This window comes from Salipiger sp. ABF4_146, from assembly GCF_056161345.1.
Genome location: NZ_JBSWYX010000004.1, coordinates 138,919 through 159,990, shown reverse-complemented (window position 1 = coordinate 159,990; position 21,072 = coordinate 138,919). Strand labels below are relative to the sequence as shown.

The 21,072-nt window shown below is 66.6% G+C and carries 19 protein-coding genes; 16 read left to right on the top strand and 3 right to left on the bottom strand.

Annotated features, from left to right (window positions below):
* Positions 1-421: 421 nt before the first annotated feature.
* Positions 422-1,651, bottom strand: coding sequence for an MFS transporter (locus ACXAJT_RS07810; protein ID WP_475234369.1), 1,230 nt, complete (start codon positions 1,649-1,651; stop codon positions 422-424).
* A gap of 113 nt (positions 1,652-1,764) precedes the next feature.
* Here ACXAJT_RS07810 and ACXAJT_RS07805 point away from each other — a divergent pair, with 113 nt between their 5' ends.
* The 5 genes from ACXAJT_RS07805 (at position 1,765) to ACXAJT_RS07785 (ending at position 6,318) form a co-directional block, all read left to right on the top strand.
* Complete coding sequence (locus ACXAJT_RS07805; RefSeq protein ID WP_475234368.1) at positions 1,765-2,538, top strand: GntR family transcriptional regulator; 774 nt, start codon at positions 1,765-1,767, stop codon at positions 2,536-2,538.
* Between the two features lie 188 nt (positions 2,539-2,726).
* On the top strand, positions 2,727-3,806 hold the full coding sequence (rutA, locus tag ACXAJT_RS07800; RefSeq protein ID WP_475234367.1) for a pyrimidine utilization protein A: 1,080 nt from the start codon (positions 2,727-2,729) through the stop codon (positions 3,804-3,806).
* 81 nt (positions 3,807-3,887) lie between these two features.
* Positions 3,888-5,174 carry an amidase gene (locus ACXAJT_RS07795; protein WP_475234366.1) on the top strand — a complete coding sequence of 429 codons (1,287 nt, stop codon included), beginning with the start codon at positions 3,888-3,890 and terminating at the stop codon, positions 5,172-5,174.
* Positions 5,174-5,665 (top strand): flavin reductase family protein, encoded by a 492-nt coding sequence (locus ACXAJT_RS07790; RefSeq protein ID WP_475234365.1) that lies wholly within the window; start codon positions 5,174-5,176, stop codon positions 5,663-5,665. Before ACXAJT_RS07795 ends, ACXAJT_RS07790 begins: the two co-directional genes overlap by 1 nt.
* A gap of 2 nt (positions 5,666-5,667) precedes the next feature.
* Positions 5,668-6,318, top strand: a complete 651-nt coding sequence (locus tag ACXAJT_RS07785) for an isochorismatase family protein (protein ID WP_475234364.1) — start codon at positions 5,668-5,670, stop codon at positions 6,316-6,318.
* Between the two features lie 87 nt (positions 6,319-6,405).
* Here the strand turns inward: ACXAJT_RS07785 and ACXAJT_RS07780 are convergent, their stop codons facing one another.
* On the bottom strand, positions 6,406-7,278 hold the full coding sequence (locus tag ACXAJT_RS07780; protein ID WP_475234363.1) for an MBL fold metallo-hydrolase: 873 nt from the start codon (positions 7,276-7,278) through the stop codon (positions 6,406-6,408).
* A 128-nt stretch (positions 7,279-7,406) separates the two neighbouring features.
* On the bottom strand, positions 7,407-7,838 hold the full coding sequence (locus tag ACXAJT_RS07775; RefSeq protein WP_475234362.1) for a MarR family winged helix-turn-helix transcriptional regulator: 432 nt from the start codon (positions 7,836-7,838) through the stop codon (positions 7,407-7,409).
* A gap of 97 nt (positions 7,839-7,935) precedes the next feature.
* Between ACXAJT_RS07775 and ACXAJT_RS07770 the strand changes: the two genes are divergently transcribed.
* The 11 genes from ACXAJT_RS07770 (at position 7,936) to ACXAJT_RS07720 (ending at position 21,048) form a co-directional block, all read left to right on the top strand.
* Positions 7,936-9,795, top strand: a complete 1,860-nt coding sequence (locus ACXAJT_RS07770; RefSeq protein WP_475234361.1) for an FAD-dependent monooxygenase — start codon at positions 7,936-7,938, stop codon at positions 9,793-9,795.
* A 124-nt stretch (positions 9,796-9,919) separates the two neighbouring features.
* On the top strand, positions 9,920-10,393 hold the full coding sequence (locus ACXAJT_RS07765) for a MarR family winged helix-turn-helix transcriptional regulator (RefSeq protein WP_475234360.1): 474 nt from the start codon (positions 9,920-9,922) through the stop codon (positions 10,391-10,393).
* A gap of 57 nt (positions 10,394-10,450) precedes the next feature.
* Complete coding sequence (locus ACXAJT_RS07760; RefSeq protein WP_475234359.1) at positions 10,451-11,554, top strand: C4-dicarboxylate TRAP transporter substrate-binding protein; 1,104 nt, start codon at positions 10,451-10,453, stop codon at positions 11,552-11,554.
* Between the two features lie 89 nt (positions 11,555-11,643).
* The gene (locus ACXAJT_RS07755) at positions 11,644-12,192 is read left to right on the top strand and encodes a TRAP transporter small permease (RefSeq protein WP_475234358.1); all 549 of its coding nucleotides are present in this window, start codon (positions 11,644-11,646) and stop codon (positions 12,190-12,192) included.
* Positions 12,192-13,472, top strand: a complete 1,281-nt coding sequence (locus ACXAJT_RS07750; protein ID WP_475234357.1) for a TRAP transporter large permease — start codon at positions 12,192-12,194, stop codon at positions 13,470-13,472. Before ACXAJT_RS07755 ends, ACXAJT_RS07750 begins: the two co-directional genes overlap by 1 nt.
* Before the next feature lie 11 nt (positions 13,473-13,483).
* A complete protein-coding gene (locus tag ACXAJT_RS07745) occupies positions 13,484-14,248 on the top strand; it encodes an SDR family NAD(P)-dependent oxidoreductase (protein ID WP_475234356.1) in 765 nt (254 codons plus the stop codon).
* Between the two features lie 32 nt (positions 14,249-14,280).
* Complete coding sequence (locus ACXAJT_RS07740; protein WP_475234355.1) at positions 14,281-15,069, top strand: crotonase/enoyl-CoA hydratase family protein; 789 nt, start codon at positions 14,281-14,283, stop codon at positions 15,067-15,069.
* A 20-nt stretch (positions 15,070-15,089) separates the two neighbouring features.
* The gene (locus ACXAJT_RS07735; protein WP_475234354.1) at positions 15,090-16,964 is read left to right on the top strand and encodes a feruloyl-CoA synthase; all 1,875 of its coding nucleotides are present in this window, start codon (positions 15,090-15,092) and stop codon (positions 16,962-16,964) included.
* Positions 16,965-16,976: 12 nt separating this feature from the next.
* Entirely contained in the window at positions 16,977-17,852 is an 876-nt protein-coding gene (locus ACXAJT_RS07730; protein WP_475234353.1) for an amidohydrolase family protein, read from the top strand.
* 57 nt (positions 17,853-17,909) lie between these two features.
* Positions 17,910-19,553: a tannase/feruloyl esterase family alpha/beta hydrolase gene (locus ACXAJT_RS07725; RefSeq protein WP_475234352.1), complete on the top strand. Its 1,644-nt coding sequence runs from the start codon at positions 17,910-17,912 to the stop codon at positions 19,551-19,553.
* Between the two features lie 7 nt (positions 19,554-19,560).
* Positions 19,561-21,048: an acyl-CoA dehydrogenase family protein gene (locus tag ACXAJT_RS07720; RefSeq protein ID WP_475234351.1), complete on the top strand. Its 1,488-nt coding sequence runs from the start codon at positions 19,561-19,563 to the stop codon at positions 21,046-21,048.
* Positions 21,049-21,072 lie beyond the last annotated feature (24 nt).

The following is a 21,072-nucleotide window of genomic DNA, read 5'->3' as shown; positions in this document are numbered from 1 at the left end:
GCAGATGCGCCGCGACGATGCTGAGAATTTAGTCGCTCGCCGGACTCGCGACCTGTGTTCCGGCCCGTGTCCCAGACTGTGTTCCGGCCTCTCATTCGGTCCGTCCCCGCGGGGACGCGGGCGAAGGAGCGATGGCGCGACACCGCACATGTACCCCGGCGCGTCCCCGCGGGGACGGCGGTGCGGCGGTCGGGCCGCCGGGGCGGAGTGGTGCTGCGCATGTCTCGTCTCGTGTCTGGCCAATGCGCTCGGCGCGCAGGATGATGCGGCCGCCAAAACGGGCCGCAGCCTGCATACATTGTCCGGACTAATGCGGGGATCATGTCAACGCGCCTTCCCGCTGTCGGGCGCTATAACTGCGCGCTTCGCGCCGCGTAGCCTGATTTTTCACCACGCGCCGATGGCCCCCGCCGATGCGGACTCATACGGTGCGCGCTTGCGCCCGCACCTGCCGCCACGCCAGCAGAGCTCCGAGAAACCCGACCGACGAGAACAGCGTGAAGCCCAGCCCGTAGTCGCCCACCAGCCCGTAGATGAAGGCAAAACACGACGGGCCGATGATGACGCCGATGAAGGTGTAGACCAGCAGCGCGCCGGTGTTGGCTCCGACCTTGCCCTGCGGCGCGGTGCGCGCGGCGGCGGCGAGGAACACGCCGTTCCAGCCCGAGGCGACGCCGCCGAGACTGGCCAGCAGCCCCACCTGCAGCGGCGCCGGAAAAGCCTCGACCCAGTTGAGCGAGAACAGGATACCGCCAGCGATCAGACCAATCAGCGCCAGCGTCCTGAAGCCGCCGAGCCGGTCCGCCGCGACGCCCCATGCCACCCGCCCGATCGCCCCCATCAGCTGCGAGGCCGCCGCAACGCTGCCCGCCGCCACCAGCGTCCAGCCGTGCTCGACCAGCATGACCACGATGAAGGCCGTGGCGATCAGTTGCAGCGCCGAATAGAGGCAGCCGAGGAACGCCAAGGTCTGCAGACGCGGGTTCGCATGGATCGCTTTCTGTTCGCGCAGCATACGGCGCCACACGCCTTCGGAGGCCGCGCCCCGCTGCACCGGTTCGGGCCGGTCGGTCAGCACCGACCACAGCAACAGCAACGCTGGCGGCAGAGCCGCGAGCACCAGCGCCATGCGCCAGCCCACCCCCAGCGCCACCGCGATCGCCGGCAGCAGCACATTGGCCACCACCGCGCCCAGCGGCACGCCGCTTTGCTTGATCGAGAACACGAGGCTCTGGCTGCGGCGCGGGGTGAAGCGGTGCAGGATCACCGAGGAGGCCGGGTTGTTGAGCCCGTAGCCGATGCCAAAGAGCAGCGAGGCCGCGACCATCAGCAGCGGCATCCCTGTGGCCAGCATCAGCAGCCCCAGAACGAAGAGCGCCAGTTCAAGACGGATCACCCGCTCGGCGCGCAGCGTCTCGACAACCGCACCGGCCAAACCGGAGGCGAACATGCCCGAGAAGTAGATCAGGCTGATTTGATAGCCGATCCAATGCGCACCGATGCCAAGGCTTTCGGCCACTTCCGGGGCCAGCGCAGTCAGCGCGAGGATGCTGCAGGTGGCGGCGATCTGCACCAGCGTCATCACCGTCAGAGGCTTGATCCAAAGGGTTGGCGCGGCAGGCGCGCCTTGGGTCGACAAGCTGTCGCTCATTCGCGTAAAGTCCGGACTTGATGGGGCGCCAGAGGGCGGAAACTGCGCACCACTAGTAAATAAGTCCGTACTTATTGACAAGATTTTGATCCGCGGGAGGGGAGCAAGGCAGCATGAGCGATCTGGAAAGCGACGAACGGCCCGGCGGCGATCCGGAGGGGAGCGGCACGTCTACCCCCCTCTATCTGCAGGTCGCGCACAGGCTTGAGCGGCAGATCGTGTCCGGCGAACGCGCGGTGGGCAGCCTGCTGCCTCCCGAGGCGGAACTGGCCACACAGCTTGGCGTCAGCCGCCACACCATCCGCCAGGCCATCGCGCAGCTGCGCAAGCGCGGCATGCTGGCGGCGCGCAAGGGCGTCGGCACGCGGGTCGAGGCGTCGAAACCCGACTGGCGCGACCGGTTCCGCAACGATTCGCGCGATGACCTCTTCGATTTCGCCAACCAGAGCGAATTCTTCATCAACCGCAGGGAACGCCGAGAGGTGCGCGGCAAGACCGCCGCGGAGATCGGCTGCCGCCCCGGCAAACGGCTGATCTACATGGCAGGCCCGCGGCATTTCATCGGCGAACCGACGCCGTTTTGCTGGAACGAGGTCTATCTTGACCCGATCGCGCAGGACGTGGTCGCCGATATGGACGTGTTGCGCTCGTCGCTGTTCCAACTGGTCGAGCAGCGCACCGGGGAGCGGATCGAAGAGATTCAACAAGAGATCCGCGCCGTGCAGATCGCGCCCGAAGTCTGCGACGCGCTCAACCGCCACGAGGGCACCATCGGCCTGCGCATCACGCGCCGCTATCTCGCCTCGGGTGGGCGCTTGCTGGAGTATGCGATCCAGACCTCGCCGGCAGATTCCTTCGCCTATCGGACGAATCTCTCGGCTGAATAGACGCCGGCGCGGCACGCACAACGCTTAAGCGATTGCCAGCGCACGCACCATTTGCTCAGAAAATCACCAGCCGTCCGGACTTTCCGTAAAAGTCCGGACTTTCTTACGTAGTCCTTCTGGACCGCCCCCACCTGCTCGCCACTAAGTTCGGACATACAAAAAACGATACGTCCAGCAGGAGAATTCACATGGACATGGGTGTCTTCATTCCGATCGCCAACAACGGCTGGCTGATCTCCAAGGGCTCGCCGCAGTACATGGCGAGCTTCGACCTCAACAAGCAGGTGGTGCAGAAGGCCGAGGGCTACGGGCTGGAGTTTGCCCTATCGATGGTCAAGCTGCGCGGCTTTGGCGGTGAGACCGAGTTCTGGGATCACGCGCTGGAAAGCTTCACCCTGATGGCTGGCCTTGCCGCCGTCACCTCGGAAATCAAGCTCTTCGCCTCCACCGCCATCCTGACGCTGCCGCCGGCGATCGTTGCGCGTATGGCTTCGACCATCAGTTCGATCGCGCCGGGCCGCTTCGGCGTCAACATCGTCACCGGCTGGGCCGAGGGCGAATACAGCCAGATGGGCCTGTGGCCGGGCAACGAGTGGTTCGGCTATCGCTACGATTACGCGACCGAATACGTGCAGGTGATGAAGGACCTCTGGGGCACGGGCAGCTCGGACCTCAAGGGCGAGCACTTCACCATGGACGACTGCAAGCTGTCGCCACCGCCGGAAGGCGACGTGGAAATCGTCGCCGCCGGCATGAGCCCGCGCGGCATGAAGTTCGCCTCGGAATACGCCGACTACAACTTCATCCTCGGCACCGGCATCAACAAGCCGACCTCGTTTGCCGAGCATTCGCAGGCGCTTGTCGAGGCCAGCAAGGAATCGGGCCGTGACGTCGGCGCCTATGTGCTATTCATGGTCATCGCCGACGAGACCGACGAGGCGGCCATGGCCAAGTGGAAAAAGTACCACGACGAGGCCGACATGGACGCGCTGAAATGGCTGATCGACCAGTCCAACGTCGACGAAGGCCGCGACGGCACCTCGACCGCCAAGCATATGTCGGTCCCCGAGGGCGCGGTGAACTTCAACATGGGCACGCTGGTCGGCTCTTACGCCACCGTCGCCAAGATGCTCGACGAGGCCGCCGAAGTGGAAGGCGTGAAGGGCATCATGATGACCTTCGACGACTTCCTCGAGGGCATCGACACCTTCGGCCAGAAGATCCAGCCGCTGATGCAGTCGCGCAGCCACAAGCTCAAGGCCGCCTGAGCCTGCGGGCCTCATTCAGCTGACTGGCGCGGCCGCCCCTTCGCTCCCCTCGGGGCGGCCGCAGACCGAACGGACCCTTAGATGACTGACCTTTGTCGGCTTGATGCCACCTCTGCCCGCGCGCTGATGCGCGATGGCCGTCTGACGCCGCGCGACCTGACGCGTGCCTGCCTTGAGCGCATCGCCGCACGCGATGGCGAGGTCCGCGCGTGGCTGAGCCTCAACCCGCGCGCCGAGGCCGAGGCCAGCGCCATCGCCGCCTCGGACCCGCGCCCGCTGGCCGGAATCCCGGTGGGCATCAAGGATGTGATCGACACCGAGGGGCTGCCGACCACCCACAACTCGCCGCTCTATAGCACCCGCCGCCCGGGTGATGATGCGCCCTGCGTCGAGATGCTGCGCGCGGCCGGGGCGATCATCCTCGGCAAGACCGACACCACCGAGTTTGCCGCCGCCGGGCGCAACGCGGTGACCGGCTGCCCCGCCGACCCGTCGCGCACCGCCGGCGGCTTCTCGGCGGGCTCCGCCGCCGCCGTGGCCGATTTCCACGTGCCTCTGGCGCTTGGCACCCAGACCGGCGGTTCGACCATCCGCCCCGCCGCGTTTTGCGGCGTGCCGGCGATGAAGCCAAGCTGGGGGCTGATCTCGGCCGAGGGGGTAAAGCTCTACGCCGCCAGCCTCGACACGGTGGGGCTCTACGCGCGGTCCTACACCGACCTTGCGCTGCTGGGCGACATTTATGGATTTGCCCCCGGCGCGGCGCCCCCTGCCCGCCCGAAGCTGGCGCTGTGCCGCACGCCCTACGCCAAGGACCTGGCGCCCGAGATGCTGGCCCTGCTGGAAGCGCTGCCGGAGCGGCTGGCGCCGGTGGCCGATACCGAATGGCTCGATCTGCCCGATGCGATGGGCGACCTCGACGCGCTGCACCGCTGCGTGCTGCTGAGCGAAGGCGCCGCTGCGTTCCGCAATCTGAGCGCACGCGGCCCCCTTGTTCACGACGATTTCATCGCCCGTGCCGAGCGCCGCGAAGGCCATACCGCGCGGCAGATGTTCGAGGCCTATGATCGCCTCGCAGACCACCGCCGCGCTTTTGAAAACCTTGCCGCGCCCTATGATGCGGTGATTGCGCCTTCGGCGCCCGGTTTCGCGCCACCGGGGCGGGCACCGGGCAACCCGAAGTTCAATGCCCTCTGGACGGCGATGCAACTGCCCTGCATTCATGTTCCGGTAAGCGCGGATCCGCTGCCGCTGGGTGTACAACTGGTGACAGCGCGCGCGCAGGACAGCCGGCTGATCCGGCTGGCCGCGCAGATCGCGCCGGCGATGGCTCTCTCCCGGCCCGCCGTGATGGAAGGAAAGGACAACTGATGGACCCCAATGATTTCAAGAACGGCATGCGTCGGCTCGCGGCCGGTGTCTCGCTGATCACCTGCGAAAGCGGCGGTGCCCGGCACGGGCTGATCGCCACCGCCGTCACCTCGCTCAGCGCCGAGCCGCCGAGCCTACTGATTTGCGTCAACGCCACCGCCTCGATCCATGAACACCTGAGCGAGGCGGGCGCGTTCTGCGTCAACATCCTCTCGCGCGACCAGCAGGACATCGCCACGCGCTTCGCCACGCCGAAAGACCGCGAGACCCGCTTCGAGATGGGCGACTGGACCGAGCTGGAAACCGGCGCCCCGGCGCTGCGCGGCGCGCAGGTCAGCTTCGACTGTCGCCCGGCCCAGAAAAGCAGTTTCGGCACCCACACGATCTTCATCGGCGAAGTTGTCGCGGTCACCGACTGGGAAAGCGCCTCCGATCCGCTGCTCTACCACGACGGCAAGTTCGAGCATCTGGTCAAGACCGAGGTGGCCTGAGCATGAGCGGTGCGGCGGAGAACTACGCGGGCGTCTATGACCGGCAGGTGGGCTTCGGCGCGCGGCCGGCGCTGGTGCTGATCGACTTCGCCCACGCCTATTACGACGAGGGCTGCCCGCTTTTCGCCGGACCCGGTGCGGTCAGCGCGCTGGACGCGGCGCTGGCATTGCGCTCGGCGGCTCGGAAGGTGGGTGTGCCGGTGGTGCTGACACGCATGGCGCTGCACCCCAGCGGTGTCGACGGCGGGCGGTTCTTCGAAAAGGCCGCGCCGCTGGAAGCCTTTCTGCCGGGCCGCGCCACCGCCGAATTCGCCGCCGGGCTGACCCCCGAGGACGACGAATTGGTGGTGCCGAAACAATACCCTTCGGCGTTCTTCGGCACCTCGCTGGCCTCGACCCTGCATGCCATGGGCTGCGACAGCGTGATCCTCACCGGGCTGACCACTTCGGGCTGCGTGCGCGCCTCTTGCGTCGACGCCATGAGCCACGGTTTCCGCACGCTGGTGGTGCGCGAGGCCTGCGGCGACCGGCACGAGGGGCCGCATGAGGCCAATCTCTTCGACATGAACGCGAAATATGCCGATGTCATCGGCATCGAGACCTGCCTTGCGGAATTTGCCGCGATGGCGGGCAAGGTTGCGGTCAGGGCCTGACGTCCCTAGCAGGTCATGACCCATTCGGGGACCGGGGCACACGCCCCGGCACCCCGTTTTTTGACCGACCGCTTTTCAGCACAGACCTCAGCGCGGATCGAAGTGATTGAGCGGGATTTTCAGGTAGCTGCGGCCGTTGTCCTCGGGGTCGGGCAGACGCCCGCCACGGATATTCACCTGCAGCGCCGCCAGCATCAGCTTGGGCAGCGGCAGCGTGCCGTCGCGCTTGTCACGCACGGCGCGGTAGTCCTGTTCCGACGGGGCGTCCTTGAGGTGGATATTCTTGGCCTTGTGCTCGGCCACCGTGGCGCAGCACTGCGCCTCGCGTCCCTCGGGCGCATAGTCATGCCCGACGTAAAGCCGCGTCTCGTCAGGAAGCGCGAGGATCCGCATCAGGCTCTCGTAAAGCTGCGCAGAACTGCCGCCGGGGAAGTCTGCGCGCGAGGTGCCGCTGTCGGGCATCATGAAGGTGTCGTGCACGAAGGCCGCGTCTCCGGCCACATAGGTGATAGAGGCCAGCGTGTGACCGGGGCTGAAGATCACCTTCACCGGCACCGCGCCGACCATGAACTCGTCGCCATCGGCATAGAGCACATCCCACTGCGCGCCATCGGTGGGCAGATCGGGCAGGTTGTAGATGCCCTGCCACAGCTTTTGCACCTCAGTGACCTTCTCGCCGATGGCCGTGGTGCCGCCGATCTTCGACTTGATGTAGGGGGCTGCCGAGAAGTGGTCGGCGTGCGGATGGGTGTCGAGGATGTGGGTGATCTCGATGCCGGCCTCTTGCACGTAGGCGATGATCGCATCGGCACTATGGGTGCGCGTCGCACCGGCCAGCGGATCGAAGTCCAGCACCGGATCGACGATCGCGCCCTTCATGCTCTCGGGATCATGGAAGACGTATTGCCAGCTTCCCGTGGGTTCGTCCCAGAAGCTTTTGACAACGGGGCTGATGGTCATTTGGCGTTCCTTCTTCGGCTGTCGGGCGGATCGCCGCCGCCTCTACAAATTCATTTCGTCGAATGTATTTCCGAGCGAGCAAACGTCATCCCCCCGCCCGCGGAAAAATTGTCGCAGTCGGTGGCGGCTCAGCCCTCGACGATCTTGCGCGCCAGCGCGATGAACTGCGCCCGCTCCTCCGCCGTGAGCCCGCCGAGAATATCCACCTGCAGATCGGCGACCAGCGGCGCCACCTCGGCGCGCGCCGCCTCGCCCGCGTCGGTGAGGCTGAGGCTCCGCGCCCGGCGATCGTCCTCATTGACCTGCCGCGCCACCAGCCCCTTTTGCACCAACCGCTTGACCACCTCGCCGATCGTCGCCCGGTCATAGGCGATGAGCGCCGCCAGCTTGGCCTGATCGATGCCCGGTTGCTGCGACAGCACATCAAGCGCGGCGTATTGCACCGAGGTGAGGTCCACCGGCGCCGCCTTCATCCGCTCGTGGAACACCGCAGTAGAGCGCTGGTTGAGGCGCCGGATCAGGTGTCCGGGCATGGAAGAGAGATCGGTACGCTGGGTCACGGCGGGCTCCAAATATAATACGTATACTTACCATATTGACTCCACCCCAGTCCAGCACGGTATAGTAAGTACACATATCAAATGGGAGGATCCCGCCATGCAATTCCACCTCAACGGCTTCCGCCCCGGCGATCCGGCCATGTCTGACCCGCTGGACACCGCCGAACCGAAAGCGCCCGAGGTCGACGTGCTGATCGTCGGCTGCGGGCCCGCCGGTCTGACGCTGGCGGCGCAACTCTCTGCCTTTCCGGAAATTTCCGTGCGCATCACCGAGCGCAAGCCGGGCCCGCTGGAGGTCGGACAGGCCGACGGCATCGCCTGCCGCTCGGTCGAGATGTTCGAGGCCTTCGGCTTTGCCGAGAAGGTCATGAAAGAGGGCTACTGGATCAATGAGGTCGCCTTCTGGCGGTCAGGCAGCAACGGCGCCCTGCGTCGCGCCGACCGCATACCGGACGTCGAGGACGACCTGTCGGAAATGCCCCACGTGATCCTCAACCAGGCGCGGGTGCATGACTTCTACCTCGAGATCATGCGCAGTTCGCCACGCCGCCTGACGCCGGACTACAACCGCGAACTCGTGGATCTGGCCGAAAGCGGCGATCCCGACTATCCGATGCAGGCAACATTCAACAACTTCGACGGGACCGGCACCGAGACCATCCGCGCCCGCTACGTCGTGGGCTGTGACGGCGCGCGCAGCACGGTGCGCGCGTCCATGGGCCATGCGCTGAAGGGCGAGTCGGCACGGCAGCTCTGGGGCGTGATGGACGTGCTGCCGGTGACCGATTTCCCCGACATCCGCCTCAAGGCGGCGATCCAATCGGCGGATCAGGGCAGCGTCCTCATCATCCCGCGCGAGGGCGGCTACATGGTCCGCATGTACATCGAACTGGATGAGTTGCAGGAGGGCGAACGCGCCGCCGACCGCGATGTCAGCGCCGAGATGCTGATCGCCAAGGCGCAGGCAATTCTCGCGCCCTATGCGCTGGATGTGAAGGAGGTCGCATGGTGGTCCGCCTACGAGATCGGCCAGCGGGTCTGCGATGCCTTCGACGACGTGCCCGAGACCGAGCGCGGCAGCCGCAGCCCGCGCATCTTCATCGCCGGCGATGCCTGCCACACCCACAGCCCCAAGGCCGGGCAAGGCATGAACGTCAGCATGGCCGACACGTTCAACCTCGGCTGGAAGCTGGCCGCCGTGCTGCGCGAACGCGCGGCCCCTGCCCTTCTGGACACCTACTCCGAGGAGCGCCGCGCCAAGGCCAAGGAGTTGATCGATTTTGACCGCGACATGGCGCGCCTGTTCAGCGCCAAGCCGAAAGACGCCGCCGAGGCCGCGCAGTTCCAGCGCTATTTCAAGCAGCACGGGCGCTACACTGCCGGGGTCGAGACGCGCTATGACCCGTCGCTGATCACCGGCGGGGCCGAGCATCAGGCGCTGGCGGCGGGGTTCCCAGTGGGCAAGCGGTTCCACTCCGCGCCGGTGGTGCGTCTGGCCGATGCCAAGCCGATGCAACTGGGCCATGCGTTCAAGGCCGACGGGCGCTGGCGGGTGCTGGCCTTCGCATCCAAGGGCGACGCTGGGCAAGCGGACGGCTCTGTTGCGCGGCTCTGCGCCAAGATCGAGCCAGTGATCGCCGGCTTCACCCCGGCGGACGCCGACCCCGACAGCATGATTGATCTGCGCGCCATCTTCCAGACACCGCACCGCGAGATGCAGCTTGAAGACCTGCCCGAGGCGCTGCTGCCGAAGAAGGGAAAATACGGACTCACCGACTACGAAAAGGTGTTTTGCCCCGCGCCGAACGGGCCGGATATCTTCGATCTTCGCGGTATTGATCGGGCGCGCGGCGCGCTGCTTGTGCTGCGCCCGGACCAGTATGTCGCGCAGGTTCTTCCGCTTGAGAACGTCGAGGAAATATCACATTTCTTCAAAGGCTTCCTGCTCCGCGCATGATCTGCAAAGACACCTAGAAAAACCTCCGGGCCGCCACCCCACCGGCGACCCGCAACGCATCCTCAGAAATAGTTATTGACTATAACTATTATCCTACATAGCCTTTTGAGCGAGGAGGAACCCGATGACGCATCCCGACGATATTTCGGAGGCGCCCAAAGGGCCGAACGTGGAGGATACGGTGCTCGGCAATCTGATCGGCTACCGGCTCAAGCGCGCCTACATGCAGATCCAGCCCGAGGCACAGCGCGTGCTGGCCGAGGACGATCTGCGGGTGGTCAGCTTTTCGTGCCTGTCGATCATCACCGACAACCCCGGCATCGTTCAGTCGGAACTTGCGGACGCCCTGCAGATGGAACGCTCCAATCTCGTCGTGATCATCGACGAGCTGGAACAGCGCGGTCTTATCGCCCGCAAGAAGGTTCCCACCGATCGTCGGCGCTATGCGCTGACCACCACGCTGCGGGGACGCCGCCTGCGCGACCGCGCCGCCGACAAGGTGAGGACGGCCGAGGACAACATCATCGGCCGCCTTGACGAGAAAGACCGCGCCCACCTGATGGCCGTCTTGGAACGGCTCGAAGAGAAGGCACGCTAAAGGAGTTGCGCGGGCGGCAGAGGAGGCCGGCCGTGTTGTTCAAACGGGAGGAAACACATGAAAACGCGCATTGCCGCGGGCCTGCTCGCCTGCTCGATTTCCGCACTGGCCGTCAGCGCTTCGGCCGAAACCATCCGCGCCACCAGCGGCTTCGGCCCCAACCACGCCATCGCCAAAGACGTCTATCCGACGATGTTCAAAAAGCTCGAAGAGCTGACCGACGGGCGCTGGACCGGGCAGGACACCCCATCGGGGTTGGTCGCGCCAAACGAGATGTCCACCGGCCTGCGCGATGGTGTGACCGAGTTCGGGGCGCTGCTGATGCCCTATTTTGTCGCCGAGTACCCCGACAGCGTTCTGGTCTCGGAACTGTCGATGCTGGGCTCCAGCGCTGCGGTGGTTAGCTCGGCGGTGACCGAGTACATCGCCACCTGCGAACCCTGTCAGGCCAAGTTCAGCCGCAACGGACAAGTCTACCTCGGCTCGGACACCACGCCGCTTTATGACCTGCTGTCGACCCAACCGGTGAAGACCGTCGAGGACATGGCCGGCCTCAAGGTGCGCTCGGGCTCGCCCTTTTACGCGGCCTTCGTCGAAAGCGTCGGCGGTGCGCCGGTGCAGATGCCCTCATCGGAACTTTTCGAGAGCCTCAGCCAAGGCGTGATCGACGCCACGTTCTCCTCGCCGCATGAGATCATCGCCAACCGCCTCGGCGACGTGGTCGACTACGTGACCGAGATCGAGCAGGGCGTGTTCAACGGCGCCGCGATCACCACCGCGAGCGCCATGCTCTGGGACCGCATGGACGAGGCCGACCGCAGCGCGCTGGCCACCGCAGCGCAATATGGCATCGCCGCCGGCCTCGCAGGCTTCGACACCCAGATCGAAGAGGTGCGCGCCGGCGACATGGTCGAGTTCATCGCCCCCGACCAGAGCCTGATCGACGCCCGCGAAAGCTTCAACGAAGAGCGCCTCGCCAGTGCCGCCTCGATCCTCGAGGAGCGCGGCGTCGAGGACGCGCAGACCAAGATCGACCGCTACAAGGCGCTGATCGACAAGTGGGAAGAACTGGTCACCCCCGACATGTCTCCCGAAGATCTGGGCGCGCTGCGGGCCGAGGAAATCTGGTCGAAGATCGACCTGACCTCCTACGGCAGCTGAGCCCGACCGGCGCGCGCCGGCGCTCCCCCGGCGCGCGCCCCCTCTATCCCACGCCGAAATTCCTCACACCGAAACCTTCGGAGGATCGGATGTTCACCCCGATTGAGTCCGCCGTGGCGCGGATCAGTATGGTATTGGGCGGCTTCGTGCTGCTGGCCATGATGGGACAGGTCGTCGTCGACGTGTTCATGCGCGCCTTTCTCGGCGCAGGCTTTCCCGGCACCTCCGACCTCGTCGGCAAATACTACATGGTCGCCGTCAGCGTGCTGCCGCTGGCCCTGACCGAACTGAAGCGTCGCCACATCGAGGCGACCGTCTTCACCCAGACGCTCACCGGTACGCCGCTGCGCGTGGTGCAGTTGCTCGGCTTCGGCATCTTCGCCGCGGTGCTGGTCGTGCTGACCTACGGCTCGGGGCTCGAGGCAATGCGACAGATGTCGCGCGGCGCTTACATCGAGGCCGGCACCCTGCGCTTCGTCACATGGCCGAGCTACTGGATCCTGCCGATCTCCTTCGCGCTGGCCCTGCTGATCATGGCAATCCGCATCATCGAAGTGCTGTCCGGGCGTTTCGGAGATCATGACGACGACCCCAAGGGCGCCTTCGAAGACATCACCAAGTCCGGGGAGGACATCTGATGGATCCCGTCACCATCGGCATTCTGGCCCTCGCCGCCCTGCTGATCCTCATCGCCCTGCGCGTGCCGATCGCCGCCAGCCTGATCCTCGTGTCATTCCTTGGCATCTGGGCAGTCGCGGGCCTGCGCCCGGCGCTCTCGATGCTCTCGACCATTCCCTACACCACCTCGGCGAGCTGGACGCTCAGCTCGATCCCGATGTTCCTGCTGATGGGCTATATTGCCTATCACTCGGGCCTCACCCGTGGCCTCTTCGAGGCGGCGCGGGTCTGGTGGGGCTGGCTGCCCGGCGGGCTGGCCATCGCCTCGCTGGCAGGCGCGTCGGGCTTTGCCGCGGTGTCGGGCTCGTCGGTCGCCTGCTCCGCAGCCATCGGCCGCATCGCGGTGCCCGAGATGGCACGGCAAAAGTACGACCTGCGCATTGCCACCGGCGCCGTCGCCGCGGGCGGCACCATCGGCGCGCTGATCCCGCCCTCGATCATCCTGATCCTCTTCGGCATTCAGGCCGAGATCTCGATCAACGACCTCTTCCTCGGCGGGCTCTTCGTCGGCCTCGCCTCGCTGGCCTTCTACATCTGCGCCGTGCTGCTGGTCTGGCTGCGCAATCCCGAAAGCCTGCCCCGCGCCGAGCCCTACACCATGGGCGACCGCTGGCAGAAGACCGCCGAGATCTGGCCCGTGCTGCTGCTGATCGGCGCGGTGTTCGGCGGGCTCTTCACCGGCTTCTTCACCGCCACCGAGGCCGGCGCCTTCGGCAGCTTCGTCGCGCTGGTCCTCGGCATCGCCCGCCGCTCGCTGAGCTGGGGCGACTTCAAGGAAAGCCTTGTCGACACGCTGCTGTCATCGGGCGCGCTCTTCATCATCGCCATCGGCGCCAACCTCTTTACCCGGCTCGTCGCGATGTCTGGCCTGTCGATGCAGATGGGCCTGTTCGTCGAGGGGCTTGGCCTTGGCACCTTCGCGCTGCTGCTGGTGATCGTGGTGATCTACCTGATCCTTGGCATGTTCCTCGAACCGATCGGCGCGCTGCTGCTGACCCTGCCGCTGTTCCTGCCGATCCTTGCCCAGCACGGCGTCGACAAGCTGTGGTTCGGCCTGCTGGTCGCCAAGCTGCTGGAGATCGGAATGATCACGCCGCCGGTGGGGCTCAACGTCTTCGTCATACATTCGGTCGCCCGAGACTACGTGCGGCTCGAGCAGGTGTTCGCGGGGATTGTGCCCTTCATCCTCGCCGACCTCGTGCTGGTCGGCGGCATGCTCGCCGTGCGCGGCTTCTTCTGAGGATTTCGACCATGGACATCAAAGGAACCATCGCCCTCGTCACCGGCGCCGGAAGCGGCCTCGGCGAGGCCACCGCTAGGCGGCTGGCGGCAGAGGGGGCAAAGGTCGCAGTGCTGGACCTCTCGGCCGAGGCCGCCGCGCGCGTCGCAGCCGAGATCGGCGGTCTGGCGGTGGCGGTCGACGTCTCGGACGCTGCCGCCGTAGAGGCCGCATTTGCGCAAGTTGCGCAAAAGCTCGGCACGCCGCGCATTGCGGTCAACTGTGCCGGGATCGGCACCGCCACCCGCATTCTGCCCCGCGACGGCTCGCTGTCCATCGAGGCGTTTGAACGCACGCTGAAGATCAACACGCTCGGCAGCTACATCGTGCTGAGCCACGCCGCCCGCGCCATGTCGGTGCTTGATCCGGTGGATGCGGACGGCGCGCGGGGGGTCGTCCTCAACACCGCCTCGGTCGCTTATCAGGACGGTCAGATCGGACAGGCCGCCTATGCGGCCTCCAAGGGCGGGATCGCCTCGCTCACCCTGCCCGCTGCGCGCGAACTGGCCCGCTTCGGCATCCGTGTGATGACCATCGCGCCGGGCCTGTTCGAGACGGCCATGAGCGCCGGCCTGCCGCCCGAGGCGCGCACCGCTCTCGAAGCCGGCCTGCCCTTCCCCTCGCGCATGGGCAAGCCCGATGAGTTCGCGCTGCTGGTGCAGCAGATCATCCAGAACCCGCTGCTGAACGGCGAGGTGATCCGCCTCGACAGCGCCGTCCGGCTCGCCCCGAAATGACCGCCCGCCCCAAGACCCCGAAGGAGACAGCCATGTCTGATCCCGCACAGTCCGGCCACGCCAAATATCTGACCACCAAAGTGGACGGCCAGATCGCCACCATCACCATGATCCGCACCGACAAGCGCAACGCCATGAGCGACGGGCTGATCGCGGCGCTGGAGGACGCCTATGCCACCCTGCCGAAAGACGTGCGCGTGGTCATCCTGACCGGCGCGGGCGGACACTTCTGCTCGGGGCTCGACCTGTCGGAGCATGTCTCGCGCAGCGCCGAAGACGGCGTCTACCACTCGCGCAACTGGCACCGGGTGATGGAGATGATCCAGTTCGGCGGCAAGGTGACGATCTCGGCCATGGAAGGCGCGGTGATCGGCGGCGGGCTGGAACTGGCGGCCTCGACCCATGTGCGCATCGCCGAGCCCTCGGTGATCTTCCAACTGCCCGAGGGGCGGCGCGGCATCTTCGTCGGCGGCGGCGCCTCGGTGCGCGTGGGCCGCATCCTCGGGGCGGATCGCATGGTCGAGATGATGCTCACCGGGCGCAAGTACGGCGCCGAGGACGGGCTGCGACTGGGGCTGACCCACTACAGCGTCGAGGCGGGCGAGGCGCTGCCGCTGGCCCGCAAGCTGGCCGAACAGATCGCCGGGAACGCGCCCATGTCCAATTACTTCATGGTACAGGCCCTGAGCCGGATCAACGACATGTCGCGCAGCGATGGTCTCTTTACCGAGAGCCTCTGCGCCGCGCTGGTGCAGACCACCCCGGACGCCGAAGAGGGGCTGAACGCCTTCCTCGAAAAGCGCGCACCGGTGTTCCGCTGAACCGACCGGAGGGAGGAGGAATGGACATGACAATCATCGAACGCGCCCCGACCGGCCCCGAGGCCCGCGCCGACTGGGCCCGCCGCCACACGTTGACCCGTTTCGCACCGCATAAGGTGATCCGCGAGAACCGCAAGGATGGCACCATCCTGCTGCGCTCGGGCTACGATCTGCCCGAGCCGGTGCCGAACACCGGCGCTTGGCTGCACAGGTGGGCGCAAGAAGCCCCCTATCGCGTCGCCGTCTCGGAGCGCCCCACCGAGGGGCCGGGCTGGCGCAATGTGACCTATCAGGAACTGCTTCAACAGGTGCGCGCCATCGCCTCTGCGCTGCTGGCGCGCGGGCTGGGAGAAGGCGACACGATCGCCATGCTCTCGGGCAACGGGCTCGATCACCTGCTGGTCTCGCTTGCCGCGCAATACATCGGCGTGCCGGTGGTGCCGCTGGCCGAGCAATACTCGCTGATCCCCGAGGCGCATGGCCGCCTGATCTATGTGCTCGACAAGGTGACCCCCAAGCTCGCCTTCGTCGATGACGCCACGCGCTATGCCTCCGCCCTTGCCCTGCCCGAGCTTGCGGAGGTCGAGGTGGTCGCAGCGCGCGGCGAGGCGGGCCGCCCGGTCACCCCGCTGTCCGAGCTGATCCATGCCGAGGAAAGCCCCGAACTGGACGCCGTGCACGCCAAGGTCGGACCGGACACGCTGGCGAAAATCCTCTTCACCTCCGGCTCCAGTTCCGACCCCAAGGGCGTGCTGACCACCCACCGGATGATGTGCGTCAATCAGGTGCAAATGCAGGTCGCCCTGCCCTTCCTGATGGACCACGCGCCGCGCATCACCGACTGGCTGCCGTGGAACCACGTCTTCGGCGGCTCGCACAACGTGAACATGATGCTCGCGCATGGCGGCACGCTGACCATCGACAGCGGCAAGCCCACCGGCAAGGGCTTTGCCACCACGCTCAAGAACCGCACCGATCGCCCCGGCACGCTGGCCTTCAATGTGCCGGTGGGCTGGAACATGCTGGTGGATGCGATCAAGGATGACCCTGCCCTGCAGGAGCATCTCTTCAAGGACCAGCAACTGCTGTTCTACGCCGGCGCCTCGCTGCCGCAGGACGTCTGGGAGGCGCTTGAGCAGTTCTGCATTCGCGCCCGCGGCGGGCTGCCGATGATGATCTCGAGCTGGGGCCTGACCGAGACCGCCCCCGCCTGTCTGATGGTGCACGAGCCGATCGGCCGATCGGGAGTGATCGGCGTGCCGCTGCCCGGCGTCGAGGTCAAGCTGATCCCCGACGAGGACATGCGCTGCGAGGTCCGCGTGAAGGGCCCCAACGTGATGCAGGGCTACTTCAATGACCCCGCCAAGACCGCCGAGGCCTTCGACGACGAGGGCTTTTTCATCACCGGCGACGCGGTGCGCTTTGTCGACCCCGAGGATGCCGACCGCGGGCTCGTCTTCGATGGCAGGGTCTCGGAAGATTTCAAACTCGACACTGGCACTTGGGTGCAGGCGGGCAACCTGCGCATGACCGCGCTGAAGGATCTGGCCGGGCTGGCGCAGGACGTGGTGATCTGCGGGCACGACCGCGGCGAAGTTGGGCTGTTCATCTTCCCCGTGCCCGGCGCGGCGAAGGCGGGCGAGGTCACCCAAGGGGCCGTCACCGATCCTGAACTGATGACCAAGATCGAACTGCGCCTGCGCGAAATGAACGCCCATGTCACCGGCTCGGCCAAGCGCATCACCCGCGCGCTGGTGCTGGCCGAGCCGCCCTCGCTGGAGCACCACGAGGCCACCGACAAGGGCTCGCTCAACATCAAGAAGATCCTCACCCGCCGCGCCGACCTGCTGGAGCGGCTTTACGACAACGAAGACCCGGCGCTGATCCGCGTCTGAGGAGGCATCCCCATGATCGACTTCGCCAAGATCCGTGCGATCGATTTCCACACCCACGCCGAGGAAGCCTGCGGCTGCCACACCGACGATGGCTATGACGAGCTGCAATCGACCATGGCCAAATACTTCGGCGCACCCTGGGCGCATCCGCCGACTATCGACGAGACCGCCGCGCATTACCGGCAGATGAACATCGCGGCGGTGATCTTCCCCGTCGATAGCGAACGCGAGACCGGCTACCGGCGCTATGACAACTACGAGGTCGCCGACGCCTGCGCCAAGAATTCGGATATCCTGATCCCCTTCGCCTCCATCGATCCGGCGAAGGGCAAGCTGGGCGCCCGCGAGGCCCGCGATCTGGTGGAGAATCACGGCATCAAGGGCTTCAAGTTCCACCCCACGATGCAGGGCTTCTACCCCAACGACCGCATGGCCTACCCGCTCTACGAGGCGATTGCCGAGGCCGGGGTTCCGGCGCTTTTCCACACCGGACAGACCGGCGTCGGCTCGGGCATGCGCGGTGGCAACGGCATGCGGCTGAAGTATTCGAACCCGATGTACATGGATGATCTGGCGGTGGATTTTCCGGACATGCCGATCATCCTCGCGCATCCATCGTTTCCTTGGCAGGAAGAGGCGCTCTCGGTCGCGCAGCACAAGCCCAACGTCTACATCGACCTTTCGGGCTGGTCGCCGAAGTACTTCCCGAAGATCCTCGTGCAATACGCCAATTCGATCCTGAAGAAGAAGATGCTGTTCGGATCCGATTGGCCGATGATCGCGCCCGAGAAATGGCTGAACGCCTTCGACAAGGCCGAGTTCAAGGACGAGGTGCGGCCACTGATCCTAAAGGAAAACGCCATGCGTCTGCTGGGCATCGAGGCCTGAACGACCCGCCCGCGCGCGGAGGAGGCGTGCGGGCTTCAAAGACACCGGAGGATCCCCATGAAATCGCTTCTGGCCAGCACGGCCCTCATCTGCACCGCCGCCCCCGCCTTCGCGCTCGACTGCGACGGGCTAACCCCCGAGGCGCTCGGGCTCTCGGGTGTCACCTTCACCGAGGTTGTCAGCCTTTCCGCCGGGGATGAGAGCCCGGTTGCCCAGTGCCGCATCCGTGCCCGCACCGCCGAGCGGGTGGGCACCGACGGCAAAGACTACGCGCTGAACTTCGAGCTGGCCTTGCCCGACGACTGGAACGGCGATTTCGTCCACCAGTTCAACGGCGGCAACGACGGCGAAGTGAAGCCCGCCATCGGCGCCCTGCAGAGCGGCACCGGCGACGCCTCGCCGCTGGCGCGCGGCTTTGCCGTGGTCTCCAGCGACGCAGGGCACGACGGCAAGGCCAACCCCGACAGCGGACTGGCCGGCGGCGCCGCCTTCGGGTTCGATTTCGAGGCACGTCAGATGTACGGCTACAAGGCGGTGGAGATCCTGCAGCCGCTCGCACGCAAGATGGTCGAGGCCTATTACGAGGCGCCGGTGGAGCACGCCTACGGCATCGGCTGCTCGAACGGCGGGCGGCACGCGATGGTCGCCGCGGCGCGCATGCCCGAAGCCTTCGACGGGCTGCTGGCCGCCGCACCCGGCTTCAACCTGCCCCGCGCCGCCGTGCAACACGCGCTGGACGTGCAGGCGCTGACCGCGATCACCGGCGACATCCGCACCGCGTTCTCGCAAGCAGACCTGTCGCTGGTGGCGCAGAGCATCCGCGCCAGCTGCGATGCGCTCGACGGGCTGGAGGACGGGCTGGTGATGGACACCGCCGCCTGCCAGCCCGCCTTCGACGTGACCGCCCTACAATGCACCGAAGGGCAGAACTCCGGATGTCTCTCCGAGGCGCAGGTCTCGGCCCTGCAGACCATCCACGCCGGGCCGAAGGGGGCGGACGGCGAGCAGCTTTATTCCGACTGGAGTTGGGATACGGGCATCGAGGGCGGCAACTGGCGCTTCTGGAAGGTCGAGAGCACCGTGCCGCCATGGGAGCAGATGCCGCTCATCGCGGTGATGGGATCGGCCTCGCTGGCGCAGGTCTTTACCGTACCGCCGACCAAGGCCGAGGGCACGCCGCAGGCACTGTCCGACTTCCTGATGCGGTTCGACATCGCCGCAGAGGCGGGCGCGATCGACGCCACTTCCGAGGCCTTCCCCGATTCCGCGATGGAGGTGATGACCCCGCCGGGTGCTGATAACCCCGAACTGGCCGACTTTCGCGATGCGGGCGGCAAGATCATCGTCACCCACGGCGTCGCCGACCCGGTGTTCTCGGTCAATGACACCGCCCGCTGGTATGCCGCGCTGGATGCCAACAACGGCGATGACGCCGAAGCCTTCGCCCGCTTCTACCCGGTGCCGGGGATGAACCACTGTCACGGCGGACCGGCCACCGACGCCTTCGACTTGCTGACACCGCTGGTTTCTTGGGTCGAGGACGGCACCGCCCCCAGCGCGATCACCGCAACGGCGCGCGCCGACAACGCCGAGCTGCCGGAACCGCTGCAGGGCGCCAGCCGCCCGCTCTGCCCGGCCCCGCAGGTCGCCCGCTATCAGGGCGGCGATCCGAAATCCGCCGACAGCTTCCGCTGCGAGTGAGGCACCGATGATCCCCTTTCAGGCCCCCACCGACGAGATCTTCCACAGCCTGCGCACCTTCGCCGGGGACACCCCCGGCTGGGACCCCGAGCCGTCGCAGGAAATTACCCAGCACTTCGCCGCCTTCGCAGAGGGCGTCCTCGCACCGCTCAACGCGCCCGGCGACCGGCAGGGCTGCCGGCTCGAGAACGGCCGGGTGCGCATGCCCGACGGGTTCGGCGCGGCCTATACGGAGCTGGCCGAGAGCGGCTGGCAGGGGCTCACCGCCCCCGAAGAGTTCGGCGGTCAGGCGCTCGATCACCTGACGGCGGCGGCAGTGTCGGAGATCTTCACCGGCGCCAACCATTCGCTGCAAATGGTGACGGGGCTGGTGCCCGGCGCGATCTCGACCCTGCTCGCCCATGGCTCGGCCGAACAGCAGGCTGCCTATATCCCGCGCCTCACCTCCGGCGAATGGCTCTCGACCATGTGCCTGACCGAAGCTGGCGCGGGCTCTGACCTCTCGCGCATCCGCTGCAAGGCCACGCGCGACAACGACGGCTGGAAAATCGAGGGTCAGAAGATCTTCATCTCCGGCGGGGATCAGGACATGTCGGAGGGCATCCTGCATCTGGTGCTGGCGCGCACCGGCGCGCCCGAGGACGGGGTGAAGGGACTGTCGCTGTTCGCTTGCCCGTCGCACATCGATGGCGTGCGCAATCCGATCACCGTCACCCGCATCGAGGAAAAGCTCGGCCTGCACGCCTCGCCCACCTGCCAGATGGAGTTCGACGGCGCGACCGCCGAGCTGATCGGCACCGAGGGGCGCGGGCTGGCGGCGATGTTCACCATGATGAACCACGCCCGGCTCGACGTGGCGCTACAGGGCGTCGCCCATGCGTCCCGCGCCCATGCCATCGCCCGCGCTTACGCTGCCGAGCGCAAACAGGGCCGCACCCCCGAGGGCGGTCCGGCACTGCTGACCGACCACCCCGACGTGCAGCGCATGCTGGACGAGCAGCACGACCTTGCGCGCACCGCCCGTGCCATGTGCCACATCGCGCTGGCGGAACTGGAAAAGCGCGAGGCCCCTGCCCTGATCGAGCTGCTCACCCCGCTGTGCAAGATCTACGGCACCGAGGCAGGCATCCGCGCCGCCGATCTGGGGATCCAGATCCTTGGTGGCTATGGCTATCTCGAGGAATACGGCGTGGCGCAGGTCTGGCGTGATGCGCGCATCACCGCGATCTACGAAGGCGCGACGGGCATCCACGCGCTGACGCTGGCCACGCGTGGGCTGAAGCTTGAGGGCGGCGCGGCCATCGAGCAATTCGCCGCGCTGCTGATGCGGCTTGGTGGCGAGGATGCCGATCTGGCGCTGCGCTGCGAGGGCTGGCAGGGCCGCGCCCGGACACTGGCGGACACCGCGGACGTGCGCGCCGAGGCGCATGGCTTTGCGCAGGAGACGGCGGCGGTGCTGGCGCAGGCAATCCGGGTGCGGCTGGCGGCGGGCTGATCTCTCGGAACGCCGCCTTGGCAG

Excerpts from the sequence above, each read along its gene's own strand:
- ACXAJT_RS07765 (WP_475234360.1), top strand. The coding sequence starts at position 9,920 with ATGACGCATCCCGACGATATTTCGGAGGCGCCCAAAGGGCCGAACGTG.
- ACXAJT_RS07810 (WP_475234369.1), bottom strand. The coding sequence starts at position 1,651 with ATGAGCGACAGCTTGTCGACCCAAGGCGCGCCTGCCGCGCCAACCCTT.
- ACXAJT_RS07785 (WP_475234364.1), top strand. The coding sequence starts at position 5,668 with ATGAGCGGTGCGGCGGAGAACTACGCGGGCGTCTATGACCGGCAGGTG.
- ACXAJT_RS07750 (WP_475234357.1), top strand. The coding sequence starts at position 12,192 with ATGGATCCCGTCACCATCGGCATTCTGGCCCTCGCCGCCCTGCTGATC.
- rutA (WP_475234367.1), top strand. The coding sequence starts at position 2,727 with ATGGACATGGGTGTCTTCATTCCGATCGCCAACAACGGCTGGCTGATC.
- ACXAJT_RS07745 (WP_475234356.1), top strand. The coding sequence starts at position 13,484 with ATGGACATCAAAGGAACCATCGCCCTCGTCACCGGCGCCGGAAGCGGC.
- ACXAJT_RS07735 (WP_475234354.1), top strand. The coding sequence starts at position 15,090 with ATGGACATGACAATCATCGAACGCGCCCCGACCGGCCCCGAGGCCCGC.
- ACXAJT_RS07755 (WP_475234358.1), top strand. The coding sequence starts at position 11,644 with ATGTTCACCCCGATTGAGTCCGCCGTGGCGCGGATCAGTATGGTATTG.
- ACXAJT_RS07720 (WP_475234351.1), top strand. The coding sequence starts at position 19,561 with ATGATCCCCTTTCAGGCCCCCACCGACGAGATCTTCCACAGCCTGCGC.
- ACXAJT_RS07770 (WP_475234361.1), top strand. The coding sequence starts at position 7,936 with ATGCAATTCCACCTCAACGGCTTCCGCCCCGGCGATCCGGCCATGTCT.
- ACXAJT_RS07805 (WP_475234368.1), top strand. The coding sequence starts at position 1,765 with ATGAGCGATCTGGAAAGCGACGAACGGCCCGGCGGCGATCCGGAGGGG.
- ACXAJT_RS07790 (WP_475234365.1), top strand. The coding sequence starts at position 5,174 with ATGGACCCCAATGATTTCAAGAACGGCATGCGTCGGCTCGCGGCCGGT.
- ACXAJT_RS07730 (WP_475234353.1), top strand. The coding sequence starts at position 16,977 with ATGATCGACTTCGCCAAGATCCGTGCGATCGATTTCCACACCCACGCC.
- ACXAJT_RS07725 (WP_475234352.1), top strand. The coding sequence starts at position 17,910 with ATGAAATCGCTTCTGGCCAGCACGGCCCTCATCTGCACCGCCGCCCCC.
- ACXAJT_RS07780 (WP_475234363.1), bottom strand. The coding sequence starts at position 7,278 with ATGACCATCAGCCCCGTTGTCAAAAGCTTCTGGGACGAACCCACGGGA.
- ACXAJT_RS07740 (WP_475234355.1), top strand. The coding sequence starts at position 14,281 with ATGTCTGATCCCGCACAGTCCGGCCACGCCAAATATCTGACCACCAAA.
- ACXAJT_RS07760 (WP_475234359.1), top strand. The coding sequence starts at position 10,451 with ATGAAAACGCGCATTGCCGCGGGCCTGCTCGCCTGCTCGATTTCCGCA.
- ACXAJT_RS07795 (WP_475234366.1), top strand. The coding sequence starts at position 3,888 with ATGACTGACCTTTGTCGGCTTGATGCCACCTCTGCCCGCGCGCTGATG.